The sequence below is a fragment of the Clostridium sardiniense genome, assembly GCF_050584765.1.
Taxonomy (GTDB): domain Bacteria; phylum Bacillota; class Clostridia; order Clostridiales; family Clostridiaceae; genus Clostridium; species Clostridium sardiniense_A.
Genome location: NZ_JBNOOR010000001.1, coordinates 885,695 through 903,377 on the forward strand (window position 1 = coordinate 885,695; position 17,683 = coordinate 903,377).

Annotated in this window: 19 protein-coding genes; 12 read left to right on the forward strand and 7 right to left on the reverse strand. The window is 27.6% G+C overall.

The genetic code is table 11. The features are described from left to right. Window positions 1-21 precede the first annotated feature (21 nt). Together ACQPUW_RS04225 and ACQPUW_RS04230 are read left to right on the forward strand one after the other, a co-directional pair. On the forward strand, window positions 22-447 hold the full coding sequence (locus ACQPUW_RS04225) for a hypothetical protein (protein ID WP_430836252.1): 426 nt from the start codon (window positions 22-24) through the stop codon (window positions 445-447). A 114-nt stretch (window positions 448-561) separates the two neighbouring features. Further along, on the forward strand, window positions 562-1,176 hold the full coding sequence (locus ACQPUW_RS04230; RefSeq protein ID WP_430836253.1) for a PH domain-containing protein: 615 nt from the start codon (window positions 562-564) through the stop codon (window positions 1,174-1,176). A gap of 88 nt (window positions 1,177-1,264) precedes the next feature. Here the strand turns inward: ACQPUW_RS04230 and ACQPUW_RS04235 are convergent, their stop codons facing one another. Then, window positions 1,265-1,903 (reverse strand): lactate utilization protein, encoded by a 639-nt coding sequence (locus tag ACQPUW_RS04235; protein ID WP_430836254.1) that lies wholly within the window; start codon window positions 1,901-1,903, stop codon window positions 1,265-1,267. 125 nt (window positions 1,904-2,028) lie between these two features. Between ACQPUW_RS04235 and ACQPUW_RS04240 the strand changes: the two genes are divergently transcribed. Beyond that, window positions 2,029-3,054, forward strand: coding sequence for a DNA polymerase beta superfamily protein (locus tag ACQPUW_RS04240; RefSeq protein ID WP_430836255.1), 1,026 nt, complete (start codon window positions 2,029-2,031; stop codon window positions 3,052-3,054). 141 nt (window positions 3,055-3,195) lie between these two features. Next, window positions 3,196-3,642: a DUF4829 domain-containing protein gene (locus ACQPUW_RS04245; protein ID WP_430836256.1), complete on the forward strand. Its 447-nt coding sequence runs from the start codon at window positions 3,196-3,198 to the stop codon at window positions 3,640-3,642. A gap of 60 nt (window positions 3,643-3,702) precedes the next feature. Here ACQPUW_RS04245 and ACQPUW_RS04250 read toward each other — a convergent pair whose 3' ends face one another. From ACQPUW_RS04250 to ACQPUW_RS04275, 6 genes are all read right to left on the reverse strand, one after another. Next, window positions 3,703-4,095 carry a PqqD family peptide modification chaperone gene (locus ACQPUW_RS04250; protein ID WP_430836257.1) on the reverse strand — a complete coding sequence of 131 codons (393 nt, stop codon included), beginning with the start codon at window positions 4,093-4,095 and terminating at the stop codon, window positions 3,703-3,705. A gap of 1 nt (window position 4,096) precedes the next feature. Continuing rightward, window positions 4,097-6,067 (reverse strand): OPT family oligopeptide transporter, encoded by a 1,971-nt coding sequence (locus tag ACQPUW_RS04255; RefSeq protein ID WP_430836258.1) that lies wholly within the window; start codon window positions 6,065-6,067, stop codon window positions 4,097-4,099. A 76-nt stretch (window positions 6,068-6,143) separates the two neighbouring features. Beyond that, window positions 6,144-7,598 carry an aminoacyl-histidine dipeptidase gene (locus ACQPUW_RS04260; protein ID WP_430836259.1) on the reverse strand — a complete coding sequence of 485 codons (1,455 nt, stop codon included), beginning with the start codon at window positions 7,596-7,598 and terminating at the stop codon, window positions 6,144-6,146. A 438-nt stretch (window positions 7,599-8,036) separates the two neighbouring features. Next, complete coding sequence (locus ACQPUW_RS04265; protein ID WP_430836260.1) at window positions 8,037-8,327, reverse strand: hypothetical protein; 291 nt, start codon at window positions 8,325-8,327, stop codon at window positions 8,037-8,039. Next, the gene (locus ACQPUW_RS04270; RefSeq protein ID WP_430836261.1) at window positions 8,290-8,574 is read right to left on the reverse strand and encodes a DUF1648 domain-containing protein; all 285 of its coding nucleotides are present in this window, start codon (window positions 8,572-8,574) and stop codon (window positions 8,290-8,292) included. Before ACQPUW_RS04270 ends, ACQPUW_RS04265 begins: the two co-directional genes overlap by 38 nt. Before the next feature lie 94 nt (window positions 8,575-8,668). Continuing rightward, window positions 8,669-9,676: a PLP-dependent cysteine synthase family protein gene (locus ACQPUW_RS04275; RefSeq protein WP_430836262.1), complete on the reverse strand. Its 1,008-nt coding sequence runs from the start codon at window positions 9,674-9,676 to the stop codon at window positions 8,669-8,671. Between the two features lie 234 nt (window positions 9,677-9,910). Between ACQPUW_RS04275 and ACQPUW_RS04280 the strand changes: the two genes are divergently transcribed. The 8 genes from ACQPUW_RS04280 to ACQPUW_RS04315 all read left to right on the forward strand — a co-directional run bounded on the left by ACQPUW_RS04280 (window position 9,911) and on the right by ACQPUW_RS04315 (window position 17,563). Continuing rightward, window positions 9,911-11,074, forward strand: coding sequence for a galactokinase (locus ACQPUW_RS04280; protein WP_430836263.1), 1,164 nt, complete (start codon window positions 9,911-9,913; stop codon window positions 11,072-11,074). 9 nt (window positions 11,075-11,083) lie between these two features. Then, complete coding sequence (galT, locus tag ACQPUW_RS04285; RefSeq protein ID WP_430836264.1) at window positions 11,084-12,601, forward strand: UDP-glucose--hexose-1-phosphate uridylyltransferase; 1,518 nt, start codon at window positions 11,084-11,086, stop codon at window positions 12,599-12,601. A 107-nt stretch (window positions 12,602-12,708) separates the two neighbouring features. Next, entirely contained in the window at window positions 12,709-13,728 is a 1,020-nt protein-coding gene (locus ACQPUW_RS04290) for a LacI family DNA-binding transcriptional regulator (RefSeq protein ID WP_430836265.1), read from the forward strand. A gap of 262 nt (window positions 13,729-13,990) precedes the next feature. Continuing rightward, entirely contained in the window at window positions 13,991-14,557 is a 567-nt protein-coding gene (locus ACQPUW_RS04295; RefSeq protein WP_430836266.1) for a DUF5317 family protein, read from the forward strand. Continuing rightward, a complete protein-coding gene (locus ACQPUW_RS04300) occupies window positions 14,557-15,027 on the forward strand; it encodes a hypothetical protein (RefSeq protein ID WP_430836267.1) in 471 nt (156 codons plus the stop codon). The genes ACQPUW_RS04295 and ACQPUW_RS04300 overlap by 1 nt, the downstream gene beginning before the upstream one ends. Then, window positions 15,020-15,667: an accessory gene regulator ArgB-like protein gene (locus ACQPUW_RS04305; RefSeq protein ID WP_430836268.1), complete on the forward strand. Its 648-nt coding sequence runs from the start codon at window positions 15,020-15,022 to the stop codon at window positions 15,665-15,667. Before ACQPUW_RS04300 ends, ACQPUW_RS04305 begins: the two co-directional genes overlap by 8 nt. A gap of 25 nt (window positions 15,668-15,692) precedes the next feature. Further along, on the forward strand, window positions 15,693-15,818 hold the full coding sequence (locus ACQPUW_RS04310; RefSeq protein ID WP_430837274.1) for a cyclic lactone autoinducer peptide: 126 nt from the start codon (window positions 15,693-15,695) through the stop codon (window positions 15,816-15,818). 50 nt (window positions 15,819-15,868) lie between these two features. Beyond that, entirely contained in the window at window positions 15,869-17,563 is a 1,695-nt protein-coding gene (locus ACQPUW_RS04315) for a bifunctional diguanylate cyclase/phosphohydrolase (RefSeq protein ID WP_430836269.1), read from the forward strand. Window positions 17,564-17,683: the final 120 nt, after the last annotated feature.

Below are 17,683 nucleotides of genomic sequence, written 5' to 3' on the forward strand. Positions count from 1 at the left end.
TTTAAGAAAAGGAGGATTTATATGAATTTTGATAAAGAAATAGAAGAAATTTATGAAATATTTCAGCCATTACAGTATAAATTAGCTTTTGTTCTATATGAGTTGGAAGATTTAGAAGATGCACAAATGGATGCTGAAGAGGAAATAGATGTTTGGAAAGATGGCTGGAGAATAATAGGGTATAATGACCTATCAGGAGACGTTTTTTTTATTGATACCAATAAAGAAGGATATCCAGTAGTTCAATTATATGATGAAGAGGAAGAACAGATATTAACAAAATCATTCAAGTCATTTAAAGCCTTTATAAAAGAAGTTGTAAATATAAAAAATAGTAAAGAAAAATACACTCTAGATGATTTAAATCATATCCTTGAAGAAAAAATTAAAGGATATGATAGATTTAAAATGGATCAAAATATATTAAAAAGTATTTTAGACATATAATATATAATTTAAGTATAGAAATATTCTTTAGTAGTTAGAGATATATTAATTGACATCAGGGGAAATAATATATTATATTGAGGTTGACTAATAAAGTTAAAAGGGAGTGGATTTATGTTTGCTAAAATAGCATCAGATGCATTAGGATTATCAGATATAGGAAAAATAATATCACCAAGTGATTATCATAAGGTTGATTCAGATGATTATATTTTTAATGAAGATGGAGAAAAGATATTTTTCTTAATAAAATCTAAATCAGATGAATATTGTTTTACAAATAAAGCGCTTATTCATGTTGATGGAGAAAATGCAATTAGTAAAAAGAGAAATTTATATAGATATGATTATTATAAATATAAAATAGGAAATGTAAGCTTAGAAACAGCAGGAACTGTAGACTTAGATGTAGAGATAAAGTTTAGTATTGGAGATAAATTCTTTTCAATTGATGTAGATAAGAAACAATTAGAGCAATTAAAGGATCTTTATAAAGCTTTAATTAAAATTCAAGAATTAACTCATGAAAATACAATTGGATTAGATATATCATATAAGAGTTTAGAAATGGCAGAGAGGGTCTTAACTAATACTAGAAAAGAAGGAATCGATGTTAATGCAGAAATGAAGGCAATAACAGAGTTTGCTTACAACTGGATGACTGGATCTAGAAATACTTACATTGTAAAAGATTTTAGCGATGTATTTAAAAAATATATAGAAAATTAAATTTTATTAAAGGTGTAACTTTTAGAGTTACACCTTTAATTTTTAAAATAATTATTCAATGTTTGTTAACCGATTTACTAATTATAATTTAAAAACCTAATTCTTCGGGAACGATTAGAATAGTTATTCTTCCTTTAAATTTCATACCATTATGAACTATAGAAGTGAAATTGCATATTCTACCTCTTACGGAGCAATCATGACATTTTCCATCTTCAGTACAAGGACATTTGTGATTAATACGTTTAGCATTCATTATTGCAACTTCATTAATCCTTTTAAAGGCAGAATTTAAATCATCAACTACCTTATTAACACCAGCAACTATAATTACATTTTTAGGCCCAAATAAAATACCAGCAGCTCTATTTCCACCTGAATCTGTATTTACAAGCTCACCATTTCTAGTTATAGCATTTGTACTAGTAACTAAATAGTCCGCTGTCATTGATTCTCTCATGATTTCAACAATTTCACTAAATGGAGCATCTATATAACGGTCAAAAAGTTTATAATCGGAAGTTCTAAATTCAGGAATAATATCTAGTTCATCTAAAGTAACAGATCCACCTAAAGCTATTGATGATCCTTTAGGAATTAACTCTAGTACCTTTTCTTTTACTAAGTCACTTGATTCTAAGTAAATAGCATTATAATGATAATCATTTAATATTTTTACAATCTCTTTAGCATCACATTGCATTTTCCACTTTTTAATTTTATTCATAAAAACCACCCTCCAAGGTAATTATACATCAATAATTTGGTAAACTACTAATAGTAAACTTAAATGTTTACACTATAAGATTTAATTTTGTATAATTATAAGAAAATAAATGGAGATGCTAGGTTATGAATATAAAGGATATGAAAGAAAAGATTAATTCAAAAGAATATGATATCTTAAGAAATAAAAAAGAATTAGGAGATAATATTATACTTTTAACTACTGGAGGTAGTTATGCTTATGGCACAGATATACATACAGGTGAACATGAAAGTGATTTTGATGTAAGAGGTATATGCTTAAACACATATGAAGAAATATTAACTATGAATTGTATGGATAAACCTTATGAAGATAGAGAATTAGATTTAGTAATTTATCCATTAAAGCAAATTATAAATCTTTTAATAAATGTAAATCCAAATGTTATAGAAATGCTTGGGACTAAAGATGAACATTTATTTATACAGAGTGAAGAAGGGAAATTATTAAGGGATAATAAAGAACTATTTTTATCACAAAAAGCTTATGCTTCCTTTGGAGGATATGCAATACAGCAGCTTAGAAGACTTCAAAATGCATTAGCTAGAGATGAGTATCCAAAGGAAGAAAAAGAAAGACACATATTAGGAAGTATAAAGAAACAGATGAGTACATTTGAAGATAGGTATAGAGATTTAAGTGAAGATAATTTAAATCTTTATATAGATAATAGTAAGTATAATAATGAAAAAGAGATACTTATAGATATAAATCTCAAGGGGTTTCCATTAAGAGATATAAAAGGAATGCTATCTGAGATGAATATGGTAGTTAAGGATTATGATAAATTAAATAAAAGAAATTCTAAAAAAGATACACTTCACCTTAATAAACATTCAATGCATTTAGTGAGATTATTACTTATGGGTAAAGAAATATTAGAAGGGAGAGGAATAAATACATATAGAGAAAAGGATCGAAATTTATTATTAGACATAAGAAATGGTGTATATTCATATGATGAAATATTTCTAATGGTAGATAAATTAGAAAAAGATTTTGAATATGCTTATAAGAATACTTCTTTGCCTAAACAAGCTAATATAAATAAGATAAATGAACTTACAATAGAGATAAATAAAAAGGTTATAACTTCATTTAGAAAATAATATAGATATAATTTAATAAAAAATGAACTATTTTCTTTACTTATTAAGTATATGATGTAATAATATGTTATAGTGTGGGAAAAATTATAATAATTCAGATTATTGTAGTTTAAATTAAATAAAAGAAGGGGAGTATACTAAATGAAAAAAATAGTTTCTGCTGTAGTTATAGTAATGCTTATAGCTATATCTTTTTACATTGGGATTAATAGACCAGAGATAGTTATAGAGGATTCATTTAGATATGAGAATTCACATAACAAAGAAGATCTAGCAAAATGTTATGTAAATGGAGATAAAATAGATTTTAGCTATATAGATAGTATAAAAAAGATAGAGCTAAAAGATTTAAAAAGAGTGAAGGACAATAAAGAATATGATAACTATTTAAAGAATGCTGGACTAACTGATAGTGATATAAGTAGAGAGAATATTGTAATATTTAATGTAAAGTATGATGTAGAAGTTAAGGCAAATAGCAAAACATATAAAGAAAAGAGTGGAACATATAATAAAAAGTTTATAGTTACTAGAGAAGGTAAGCTAACTGGCTGGAAAATAAAAGAAGTAATAAATATAAAGAAGTAAATATATTAAAAATAAAGTGTTAGATAAAATAGAGTATGGGTAAAACCCATACTCTATTTTTTAGCCTACTTTTTTTACTTCTTTAAATGATACCCAACCTTTTTTAGCGATATGATGCATATATGGTACAATTCTATGAATTGAACTATCTAAACTTTCGTTACATTCCGTAGCCATTATTTTAGCTATATCATATATACATCTTTCACCATCGATAAGAAGCCAAGCTTTTGAACATAAGTCGTCAAATGTTATATCACAAGTAGGGGATGTTTTGTAAAGCCATCCTACAAATCTTTTTACAGGATCTTTAACAGAAAAATAAATTACGACTTTATTATCTACAACTTTCCAATTATCATGCTTAATCTCAGGTACATAAAGTAAAAAGTTATAATTAGCTTTTTTTTCAGTTTTTGATTTTTTTTTGTTATTTTTTAAAGAACTATTCATACTATTTATTTCCTTCTTGATGTTTTATCTTAAATTCTTTTCCACCTTTAACTGATGAAGTGTAGAACCAGAATGATAGAATTAAGAACATTATAAGTGGTAGCCAGTTACTTTGAGTAACAGCTGGTATAATATTTACACCAAATCCAATATTAACTCCAACAGTTGTAAATATTGCAACTATAATACCCATAATTGCACCACCTGCAACAAGTCCTGATGCTGTAAGGACACCTTTTTCAACTGCTTCACCTTGTGCATCTTTATCTTCAGGTTTTTTGAATCTTTTTTCAACTAAAACTCTTATTACGCCACCAAAGAGTACTGTTGCGTTTAAAGTTATAGGAAGATATACACCAAGTGCAACAGGTAGAATTGAAATTCCAACCATTTCGCAGAATATTGATATAAATGCACCTATAAATACTAATGTCCAAGGTATTTGACCTGTTATAATACCATCGGCTAACATCTTCATAAGAGTAGCTTGAGGTGCTGGAACGCTTGATGAACCTAATCCATAAGCTTTATTTAGCATGAATATAACAACAGCAACTATAACAGCTGAAAATAAAACGGCAACCCACATCCATATGTGATTATCTCTTGGGGTACCACCTATTATAAATGTTGTTTTTAAACCTTGTGATGCAGCACCTGCAACACCTACGGCAGCTGCAACTATTGAAGTAACAAGTAATGATTTTTCAATACCAACAGATCCGGATAGACCAGTTAATTTAAAGATAATAGCTATAAATAATAGTGAAGCAATAGCCATACCTGAAACTGGATTATTAGATTCCCCAATTATACCAACCATTCTAGCTGATACAACAGAAAAGAAGAAAGCAAATAATACAGCTAAAATACCACCAACTATTCCGCCCTTTATCATTGGTAGAAGCCATGTAGCAAAGAATCCTACTAATGCAGCACCAATAAGCCATACTATAGGAGTTTCTATATCAGTTCTCTTTTTAGTATTATCAGCATGCTTTTTCTCATGTATAAGACCAGATATAGCTTGCTTAAAGCTATTTATTATTGTAGGCATTGATTTTGCAAGAGATATAAATCCACCCATTGCAACTGCACCAGCACCTATATATTTAATATAGTTAGACCATATTTCCATAGAAGACATTTGTGAAATTACTTTTGTTGATGGGAAGATTGCATTAGTTAGTCCAGAACCAAAGAATTTTATTAAGGGAATAAGTGCAAACCATGCAACTAATGATCCACCAAACATTAAAAGACCAACTCTGACTCCAACTATAAAACCTACACCAAGAACTGGAGCTAAGGTATCAAGTCCTATCATTGTTCCTTGATATCCTTTAAAGATGTAAGTTGTTTGACTTCCCCATAATTTAAATCCATCAGATAGTAAGTTGTATAAACCACCTAAACCAATACCAGTTAAAACTGTTTTAAATGAAGTACCACCTTGACTAGCAGTAACTAAAACTTCTGACGCAGCCATACCTTCTGGATAAATTAAAGTACCGTGTTCTTCAACTATTAAATATCTTCTAAGGGGAGTAATAAAGAAGATACCCATTGATGCACCAATAACTATGATTAATATTATAGTTAAAAGACTTATATTAAATCCAGCTAGAATAAGTGCTGGTAACACGAATACTGAACATCCAGCAGCAGCTTCACCCATACCAGATAATGAGCAAGCAAGATTAGCCTCTAAGATACTATTTCTCTTAAAGGAACCTTTTAAAATACCAACTGCTAGTATTGCACCTGGTATAGCAGAGGCTATAGTCATACCAACCTTTAATCCTAAATAGGCATTTGCAGCAGCAAATACACAGGCGATGATTATACCAACTATGATTGAGTAGCCTGTGGTTTCAGGCATAACATCAGAGGTTGGAACAAATGGTATATATTCGTCTCCAGTGCAACCTCCGTAGGCTGTAGATGATAATTTCTTTTTTTCTTGAGCCATTACGATCACTCCTTAAGTATTTAAGTTTATAGAAGTCACTACTAAAATAGTGTAGTGACTTCTATATAATATTTATCTAGTTAATTTCTTTTAAAACTTCTAAAAGTAATTTATACATTCTTTCAGCTGAGGATATGCATAAATGTTCATTTGTAGTATGAGCATCATAAATACTTGGTCCAAAGCTTATCATATCAGTATCTTTCATAGTTTCTTTAAATAGACCGCATTCAAGACCTGCATGAATAGCTGAAACTTCAGCATCTTTATTGAATAAATCTTTATATACTTTTAGACAAAGTTCTCTTACTTTTGAATTAGGGTCATATTCCCATTCAGGGTATTCAGTAAGTTTTTCAAGTTTTGCATTTAGCATTTTAGATATAACTGATAATGTGTTAAATACTTCATATTTTAAGCTTTTCATAGAACTTCTTATAGAAATTGTGATTTCTATTCCGTCTTTAGTTGTCTCTATAACGGCTATATTTAGGCTAGTTTGAACTAGGCCTTTAATATCTTCACTCATATTTTGTACTCCATTTGGAGAAGCAACTAAAAAATCTATAACTTCAGAAGTTCTCTTAGAAGTAAATTCTTTATCATCATCTGTGCAGCAACAATCTGATACTTTAAGGGTTAAACCTGGATCTGTAACTCTATATTCAGATTTAAAATCTTCTTCCATTTTCTTTGCAATGGTATTAATTTTTGAAATATCAGATTCATTTTTTAGTGTTATAGAAGCTATACATTCACGAGGAATTGCATTATGTTTTGTACCACCATTAATTTTTACTATATTAAATTCAATAGAATTTCTTAGTTCAAATAGTAATCTACCCATTAATTTATTAGCATTAGCTCTTTGTTTTACTATTTCTATTCCTGAGTGTCCACCAAGTAAACCTGTTACTGATAATTGGATACACTTTCCGGATTTAGCTACTAAATCATTTGAAAATATTGTTCTAGTATTTATACCACCAGCACATCCAGTTAAGAATACTCCTTCTTCTTCTGAATCTACATTAAGCATTATTTTACCTTTTAAAAGGCTGGTATCTAAAGCCATTGCACCATCCATACCTACTTCTTCAGCAGTTGTTACTACAACTTCTAGTGGTGGATGTGGAATATCATCTGAATCTAATATAGCAAGAGCATAAGCGACAGCTATACCATCATCAGCTCCTAAAGTAGTGTTAGTTGCATATAAGTTATCTCCAACAACTCTTAATTCTAAAGGATCTTTTGAAAAGTCATGTTTGCTATCTTCAGTTTTTTCACAAACCATATCCATATGACCTTGAATTATGACTGGAGTTTTATTTTCGTATCCTTTTGTACCAGGTTTTCTAATAATTACATTTAAAGCTTTATCTTGAATAACTTCTAAGTTACGTTCTTTAGCGAAGTTTACAAGATAATCACTTATTTGTTTTTCTTGATATGAGCAATGTGGAATTTTAGTTAATTCTTCAAAAAATCCAAATACTTTTTTGGGTTCTAAATTTTGACATACTGACATAAATATCGCTTCCTTTTGTATGAATATTAATAACAATTTACAAGTAATACTTAAATTTTTAATAGTACTTTATGTAATTTGTTACTTAGGTTAAATAATAGATATAAATAAAATTTAACCTTAAAAAAATTGTAGACATTTACAAGTAAATAATCAATACATTATACCTAAAATTGACTTAATTGATATATTAGTAATAAAATAGTTACAATTGTAAAATTGATTTTACCTTATTATGCAAAAAAGTTAACAATATTATATTTTATAATAAGATAGATATTTTTACTTATTAAAAATTATGTTTTCAATCTTTTCTATATTTAAAACTTTTACAAGGAAAATATGTGATTATAAAGAAATTATAAAAGAGAAATTAGCTTTTAAAATAGTATGAAAATAATAAAAGGCAAGAGTTAAAGTATTTAACTCCTGCCTTTATTATTTAAGTTTTATTATTTTATAAATAAAATATCCTAAAGTACTGAAAATAGCTATAAGAAAGATTAATAAAGCATAATTTCCAAGTGTAGATACTTTACTTAATGAAATTCTTACTGTCTGAATCGTAGTGAAAAAGAAGAATATGGACATTTCAGTAAGAAGGCACCACATCATAGTTCTAGAATTTTTATATTGTCTTTCTGCATTTTCTTTAGTTATTTCAACTGGATAGTTATAAAATTGAGGAACTCTAGAAAGTAAAGAAAAAGCAATGTAAAATATAGTCAAAATTATTGGTAAACCTAATAATGTAAAATATAGTCAAAATTATTGGTAAACCTAATAAGGTAAACTTACTTCCAAAAGAATCAGGAATTCCTGAAAAGCCAAAATGAGTAGGTATAATATTAGGAAGTGTATACATAGCTTTTACAACATAAATCCATTGAAGGATTAAAATAATTGTAGATAAAGTAATTAAAAATTTATCAAAATTAGTATTAGAAACTTTAATCCTAGGTCTGTCTATAGACATAAAGTCACCTCCTTAATCTATTAGATTCACAATATATAAATAATTATATAATATGAAAAATATAAAAAGGTTAAAAATAGCAAAAATTTATATATTATAATGTTTTAATAGATAATAAGTCTACATCTTTAGATAAGAATTTAGTATAGTATACTTCATTTTTCATAAGATCAGTAGATAAATACTTTTTATTATCATCAGGGAATACAGTGACAACTACAGAATCAGAAGTTCCTTCTAATAATAGCTTTAATGCTCCAATAAAGTTTGCACCAGATGATATACCAACTCCAAGACCAAGTTCTTTTGAAAGTTTCTGAGCCATTATAATTGCATCTCCATCCCAAACATCAACTATACTATCTAATTCATATAATTTTACTATTCTAGGAATGAATTCATCAGATATACCTTGTATTCTATGTGATGAACCAGTATATCCATATGAAAGGGTAGGAGAGTTTGCTGGTTCAAGAGGATGAACTTTTATCCTTGAATCTCTCTCTTTAAGATATCTTGCTATCCCCATAACAGTTCCACCTGTACCAACCCCTGAAACAAATGCACTTGGTGTCAAATTGTGTGATGATAATGACTTATAAATTTCAGGTGCAGTAGTTAAATAGTGAGCCATTATGTTGTCATTATTATCAAATTGAGATGGTAAGAAAACATTATTATTAGTAAGAGCAAATCTTTTAGCAAGTTCTATACAGCGTAAGAAACCACCTTCGTGTTTTGAAACTAACTTTATATCTGCACCAAAATTTTTTATTAAGTTTTGTCTTTCAATACTCATCCATTCAGGCATAAAAATAGTAACAGGATGATTTAAAAGACTACCTATTGATGCAAATGAAATACCAGTATTTCCGCTTGTTGCTTCAACTATTCTGTCATATGGTTTAAGTTTATTTTCTTTATAGGCTTTTTCAAGTATATAAAGAGCCATCCTATCTTTAATGCTTCCACTGTAATTATAGTATTCTAGTTTAGTGTAGATTTTCATCTCTTTACCCTTATAAGTAAATAAAATTTCTATAAGAGGAGTATTTCCAATAAGTTCTTTCAATGAATTAAATTTATTTTCTATAGAATTCATAAAAACTCTCCTTTTTTATAAGCTTAATATTATGTATGCAATCTTATATTAATATATTTTAAAATCTAAAAAATGATTTTAAATAGTTAAAATGCTAAAAAACAATAAGTAAAATCATTAGTAAAAAACAAGTAAAAATAATAGTAAAAAATAAGTAAAACTTTATTGAAAATGTTTTCTTGTGATGATATTATATAAATATATAGTAAATATTTTGAAAGGGTGGGTTAAATTATGAAAAAAGAAATTTTAAATACGTTTTACAATATTTTTGGAAACAAGGAAGGTGTAAGAGCATTTTTTTCACCAGGAAGAGTTAATTTAATTGGAGAGCATACTGATTATAATGGTGGGAATGTATTTCCATGTGCCCTTAGCTTTGGTACATACGGAGCTATTTCTTTAAGAGAAGATAAAAAAATAAGAATGTTTTCAAATAACTTTAAAGATTTAGGAATTATAGAATTTGACTTAGATGGTATAAAATATGAAAAAGAGCATGATTGGGCTAACTATCCAAAGGGTGTTATAGATGTTTTAAAGAAAAAAGGCCATAAAATAGATAAAGGATTTGATGTTGTTATAGATGGGAATATTCCAAATGGTGCAGGATTATCATCATCAGCATCTTTAGAACTTCTTATAGCAGTTATGTTAGACAAGCTTTTTGATCTTAATATAGATAGAGTTTATTTAGTTAAATATTCACAAGAAGCTGAAAATAAATTTATAGGTGTTAACTGTGGAATAATGGATCAATTTGCTATAGGCATGGGAAAAGATAATAGTGCAATATTACTTGATTGTAATACATTAAAATATAATTATTCAAAAGTTGATTTAAAGGATGAAGTATTAATAATAGCAAATACAAATAAAAGAAGAGGGCTTGCTGACTCTAAATATAATGAAAGAAGAAGTGAGTGCGAGACTGCATTAGAAGAGCTTAAAACAAAATTAGATATTAATGCATTAGGTGAGCTTAGTATAGAAGAATTTGAAGAAAATAAAGAGTTAATTAAAGATGATATAAGAAGAAAAAGAGCAAAACATGCTGTTTATGAAAATATAAGAACACTTAAAGCTAAGGAAGCGTTAGAAGAGAATGATTTAAAGACATTCGGTGATCTTATGAATGCATCACATATTTCTTTAAGAGATGATTATGAAGTTACTGGTGTTGAATTAGATACATTAGTAGAGCTTGCTTGGAATCAAGAAGGAACTTTAGGATCAAGAATGACAGGAGCTGGATTTGGAGGATGTACAGTATCTTTAGTTAAGAAAAACTGTGCAGAAAACTTTATAAAAAATGTAAGTGAAGGATATAAAGAGAAGATAGGTTATGATGCTGATTTTTATATTGCGAATATAGGAAGTGGAACTAGAGAAGTTTAGGAGGATATTATGAGTATCTATAGAAATATTGAAAGATTAGTTCAATATGGAATTAAAAATAACTTAATAAAAGATGAAGATAAAATATTTATAAGAAATTCCCTTATTGATTTATTTAACTTAGATGAGTTTGAGTATGTTGATGTAGAAGATGAAAATTTAAATACTCCAACATCTATTTTAAATAATCTATTAGATTATGCTTATGAAAATGGGATACTAGAATCAAATACTCCAATATATAGAGATTTATTTGATACAAAGATAATGGGTATATTAATGCCAAGACCATCAGAAGTTATTAGAGAATTTAAGGTTAAATATAATGAAAATCCAAAGTTTGCTACAGAATATTTCCATAATATAAGTAAAGCTTGTGATTATATAAGAACAGATAGAATAGCTCAAAATATAGTCTGGAAGTCAAATACAGACTATGGAGATTTAGATATAACTATTAATCTTTCAAAACCTGAAAAGGATCCAAAAGCAATAGCAGCAGCAAAAAATTTACCATCATCAAATTATCCAAAATGTCTGCTTTGCAAGGAGAATGAGGGGTATAGAGGAAGGGTTAATCATCCTGCAAGACAAAATCTTAGAGTTATTCCAATGAAGCTTTCTTCAGAGGATTGGTATCTTCAATACTCACCTTATGCATATTATAATGAGCATTGCATTGTTTTCTCAGGAGAGCATGTACCTATGATTATAAATAAGAATACTTTTGATAGAATACTTGAGTTTGTAGAAAAATTTCCACATTATTTTGTTGGATCAAATGCAGATTTACCTATAGTTGGTGGCTCAATACTTACTCATGATCATTATCAAGGAGGAAATTATACATTTGCTATGAATAAAGCAGAGGATGTATATAAATTCAAAATACCTTCTTATGAAAATATAGATCTATCAATAATTAAGTGGCCTTTAACAGTATTAAGATTAAAGGGTGATGACAGAAAGGATTTAAGTATTCTTGCAGAGAAAATTCTAAAACATTGGAGGGAATATAGTGATGAAAGTGTAGATGTCTTAGCTTATAGCAATAAAACTCCACACAATACAATTACTCCAATTGGAAGATTTGAAGATGGAAAATATATATTGGATCTTGTTCTTAGAAACAATAGAACTACAGAAGAACATCCTGATGGTATATTCCATCCTCATGAAGAGCTTCATCATATAAAGAAAGAAAATATAGGACTTATAGAAGTACTTGGACTTGCTGTTCTTCCAGCTAGATTAAAGGATGAACTGGAAGCTATTAAAGAAAATCTTTTAAGAGATGATGAGAAAATAACAAACATGGAAATGATGAAAAGTCATTTAGAGTGGTTTTATGATATAAAGAAAAAATATTCTTTAATCAATGAAGAGAATGTGAAGGAAATAGTAAATAATGAGGTATCTGAAGTATTTACTAAAGTGCTAGAACATTGCGGAGTCTTTAAATGGGATGATAATGGAAAAGCTGCAATGGAAAGATATATTGATGTATTAAAAACAGAAATAAATTAATATGAAATAAAGTATAATATAGGGTAATATTTTGATATTACCCTATTACTTTGATAGTGAAAAGGATTTATTATATAATATCTTTTAAGAAAAGGGGTGACTAAAATTTGGCTACAATTAAAGATATAGCAAAAGAAGCGGGAGTATCAATCTCAACAATATCTAGGATATTGAATTTAGATAAAACACTTAATGTATCAGAAGAAACAAGAAAAAAGGTACTTAAAATTGCCGAGGAAATGAATTATGTTACCATAAGGCAAAGAAAGAAAAAAGAAAAGTCATATAAGATAGGAGTTATAAGTAGCTTTGTGGAACTCAAAGAGCTAAATGATCCATACTTCTTATCTATAAGAATGGCTATAGAAAAAAAGTGTAATGAAGAAAATGTAGATTTTAAATCTCTTTACATAAATAAAATTTTAGATAATAGTTTTAATAATGAAGAAGAATTAGATGGAATAATAGCTATTGGAATTTTTAAAGAAGATGAGATAAAAATATTAAAGGCAATAACAAAAAATATAACATTTGTTGATTCTTCCCCAGACGAATGGGAGTTTGATTCTATAGTAGTTGATTTTAAGCATGGTGTTAATAGTGCAATGAAATATTTATATGAACTAGGACATAGAAATATTGGATATATAGGGGCTAAGGTGGTCCCACACAATGATATTAATGGAGTAGAGCTTATAAATTATAGAGAAAAGACCTATAGAGAGTTTATGGAAAGTATAGATAACTATAGAGATGAATGGGTATATAAAGGTAATTTTACTTTAGAGGATGGATATGACTTGATGAAAAATATGTTATCTAATAAAGACATACCTACAGCAGTATTTATAGCTAGTGATCCAATGGCAATAGGAGCTTATAAAGCTATAATGGAATCTGGATATAGTATACCAAATGACATAAGTATAATTGGATTTGATGATATTGTAACTGCAAAATTTTTAACGCCTGCTCTTACAACTATTAAAGTTTATACTGATTTTATGGGAGAAACTGCAGTTAATACATTAATTGAAAGAATAAAAGATAATAGAGAGATGAGTAAAAAAATTGTATTACCAGTTAAACTTATAAAAAGAGATAGTTGTATAAAAACATCAGATTAAAAAAATCTGGTGTTTTTTTGTATGTTAAAATTGTAAAAAAAATATTAATAATGTTACAAAAAATATATCAATGGTATTAAATTATTTAAATATATTAAGTTTTTTTATATGTTTTTTTAAGTAAACTACTGGATAATTATATTTAATGAAAATGATATCTAAAAAGAAAATAATATAGAAAAATATAGAAGTTCATAGTATAATAAGAAGAAGATTGAAATATAAATGACTTATAAATTATAAACAAAAGTGAGGATTTTAGATGTTAGAGACAATATTAATTGCTTTAATAGTTTGTAAAATAAAAGGATATAAGATAAAACCATTGTTTGAAAGTTGGACAATCTATCCTATACTTTTAACGGAAATCGTAAACATTATTATGCAAGTAAACTTATTCATGGGAAATTATGAATTCATAAAATATGGAGAAATATTAAAAATAATATACATATGTTCATATTTACCTATGGTTTTCAAATACAATCAGTATATAAGTGCCATAATAGGATCAATATCGCTTATGATAGGTGGATTATTAAATGATATAGCTATAAAGGCAAATGGGGGCATGATGCCAGTATTTCCTAAATTATCATATATAACTGGGTATGTAAGGCCTGACTCTTTTGCTAGAGCTAATGATATACATATTTTAGGCAATGCAAATACAAATTTAAAATTCTTAACGGATATATTTGATTTAGGATACAGCATCTTAAGTATTGGTGATATATTTATAAGAGTATATGTTTTTATAATACTATTTAATGTTATAAAGAGTATTAATAAATCTTTAGTTTATAAGGCTGCTTTGGAGGTAAGATAATGACATTACATTTATCTTTTTTTGAATTTATAGTTAGGGGTATTCCAGAAGGAGTATTATTCATTTTTGCTATACATATATTTTCTAATACTAAAATTAAATTTAAGGAATTTATAATTTCTAGTTTAATTTTAGCTGTATCTACATTCTTAGTAAGAACATTACCTATTAGCTATGGAATACATACAATACTTAACATAATTGTGCTTGTAATTATTACAAATTTAATAAATAAAATAAGTATTATAGATTCAATAAGATCTGGAATACTTACGGTTATTTTAATGTTTATTTCTGAAGGAATAAACATGGGATTAATTCAATTAACACGTGCAAGTGAGATGGAGAGAATATTTAGCGATACTATTTTAAAAACTATATATGGATTACCATCTTTAATGATATTTACAATAATATTATTAGCATATAAATTTATTAGAAATAATAGAAAAGGAATTCAAAGTGTTTAGCGTAGAAAGTATATCAAATAAACTGGCAGATAAAATAGCAAAAGAAGTAAATGGGGATGAAGAGAAAAGAGCGGTAATTGCTTATGGAATATTTGGTATGCTTCAGATTGGAATATCTATACTTTTAGTAATAATTTTCGGAGCAATATTTAATATATTAATTGAAGCTCTTATAATGTCTTTTACTATAAGTATTTTAAGAAAATATTCAGGAGGTGTACATGCTAGCACACCAACTACATGCACAGTTATTGGTACATTAATATGTATTATTGTGCCATTAATGATATCGAAGCTTGTAATGGAATTTTATGGAGTATTAATCTTTGGAGCAATAATTTTTGTTGTTTCGTATTATTTAATATATAAATTAGCACCTGTAGATAGTGCAAATAAACCTATAAAGAAATTAGAAAGAAGACAAAGATTAAAACGAAAATCTATAATAGTCTTAACTATATACTTAATATTAGTTATTGCTTTATTAGCTTTATACAAAAATTCGGAATCAATAAAATTACTTTTATACTGTATGTGTATTTATTCAGGTATAGTATGGCAGGTGTTTTCTTTAACTAAATTAGGACATATAGTATTAGGTAAATTAGATTTTATTTTTAATAAAATAAACATACTTTAACTAGGAGGGTATAATAATGAAAAAAATCAATAGTAAACTATTAATGGGAGTTGCTACACTAGCAACTGTATTTGCTGGAGCTTTAGCTACATCAGCTTGCGTATGGAACTTTTATCAACCAGAAGAGCCAAAGAGCTTAAGAGAAGAATAAGATAAAAAGATCGGAGATTCCGATCTTTTTAAATATGAGGATAAATAAAGATGAGTGATATAGAAAGCAATAAATACAAACAAATAAATGATATAGTAGCAATAGTTAAACTAGCATCCCTGTTATTTACAGGAATGATTTTACTTCAATGCTTCTTTAAAGAGAACAGTGAAATTAATAATGTTTTTAGAGAATACAGCATATTAGGAGTTGGATTCTTAACATTTTTAATGCTATTTATATATATATTATGGTCATTTTCTACATCAAATAAAATAAGTGCTAATACGCCTAATATAGTGCAGATAGTTGAAACTACTATATTTATTTTAATATTTACTTTAGCAATAGTGATTTCTGGTGCAAATACCAGTGAATATAAAATTTTATTCTTATTTATAATAACAACAACTACTATTCAATCAGGGATGAAACATGGAATTGTAGTTTCAATAATTTCATCAATTATTATATTAGTTATGGACTTATTAAGCATGCCTGGAAGTAATGTAAATGTATATTTTGAAAATGATTTAGTATTATCAGCTATATTCATGTTAACAGCATGGCCACTTGGATTTTACGTTAAGATAGAAAGAGAGCATATTGATAAACTTAAAAATTTAGCTAATGAAGATGGTTTAACTGGAGTTTATAATCATAGATACTTTCATGAAACTTTAAGCAACGAAATAGATAAAGCAAAAAATGAAAATAGTAAAGTCTCTATGATATTTATAGATATAGATTATTTTAAGCAATATAATGATTTATATGGCCATCAAGAAGGAGACAAGGTACTTAGGAAGATTGGGAAGATATTAAAGGAAACAACTAGAGATGGTGATATTGTTGCTAGATATGGTGGTGAAGAATTTTCTATAATTTTACCTAATACAGATGAAAATAAAGCTACAGATATAGCAGAAAATATACGTAGCAATATAGAGAGCACATACTTTGAGGGTCAAGAAAATCAACCAAATGGAAATTTAACTGTATCAATAGGTATCTCTATCTTCCCAGATAAAGTAAAGAGCGATGTAGAGTTAGTAAAAAGTGCAGATGATGCCTTATATAGAGCAAAATTCTTTAACAAAAATAGAGTTGAAAGTTATACTTCAATCTTAGATGAATTAAAAGATGATATAGATGATGGAGAAGGAGAATTAGTTACATCAATAAAAGCATTAATAAGTGTAATTAATGCTAAAGATAGATATACTTATGGTCATTCAGAAAGAGTAGTATTTTATAGTAGGCTTCTTGGAGAAAGACTTGGACTTAATGAAGATGATATGAGAACATTAATATATGGAGCTTACATGCATGATATAGGTAAAATAAACATCTCAAAAGAGATTTTAATAAAAAAAATGCCACTAACAAATGAAGAGTGGAGTATATTAAAAGAGCATCCACAAAGTGGGGTTGAAATAATAAGGCCAGTTAAGTCTCTTAGAAATGTTGCTCCAATTATTCTTCATCATCATGAAAAATATAATGGAACTGGATATCCTTGTGGTCTAAAAGGAGAAGAAATACCTTATCTTGCAAGAATATTAACTGTAGTAGACTGCTTTGATGCTATGACTTCTAATAGACCTTACAACAAAAGAAAAACTTATTTGCAAGGAATTGAAGAGATGAAAGCATTTAGCGGAATTCAATTCGATCCAGAAATAGCAAAAGTTTTTATAGAAATAATAAAAGAAAATGAAGCGGATTTAGATCGATTATCATAGGATGTAAACTGCCTTAAGAAGACGAATTTTTATAGATTCTTCTTCTTAAGGTATTTTTTTACGGGATTGTTTACAAATTTTTCTAATTAAAGAAGGAATTTGGAGTGTGGAGTAGAAATT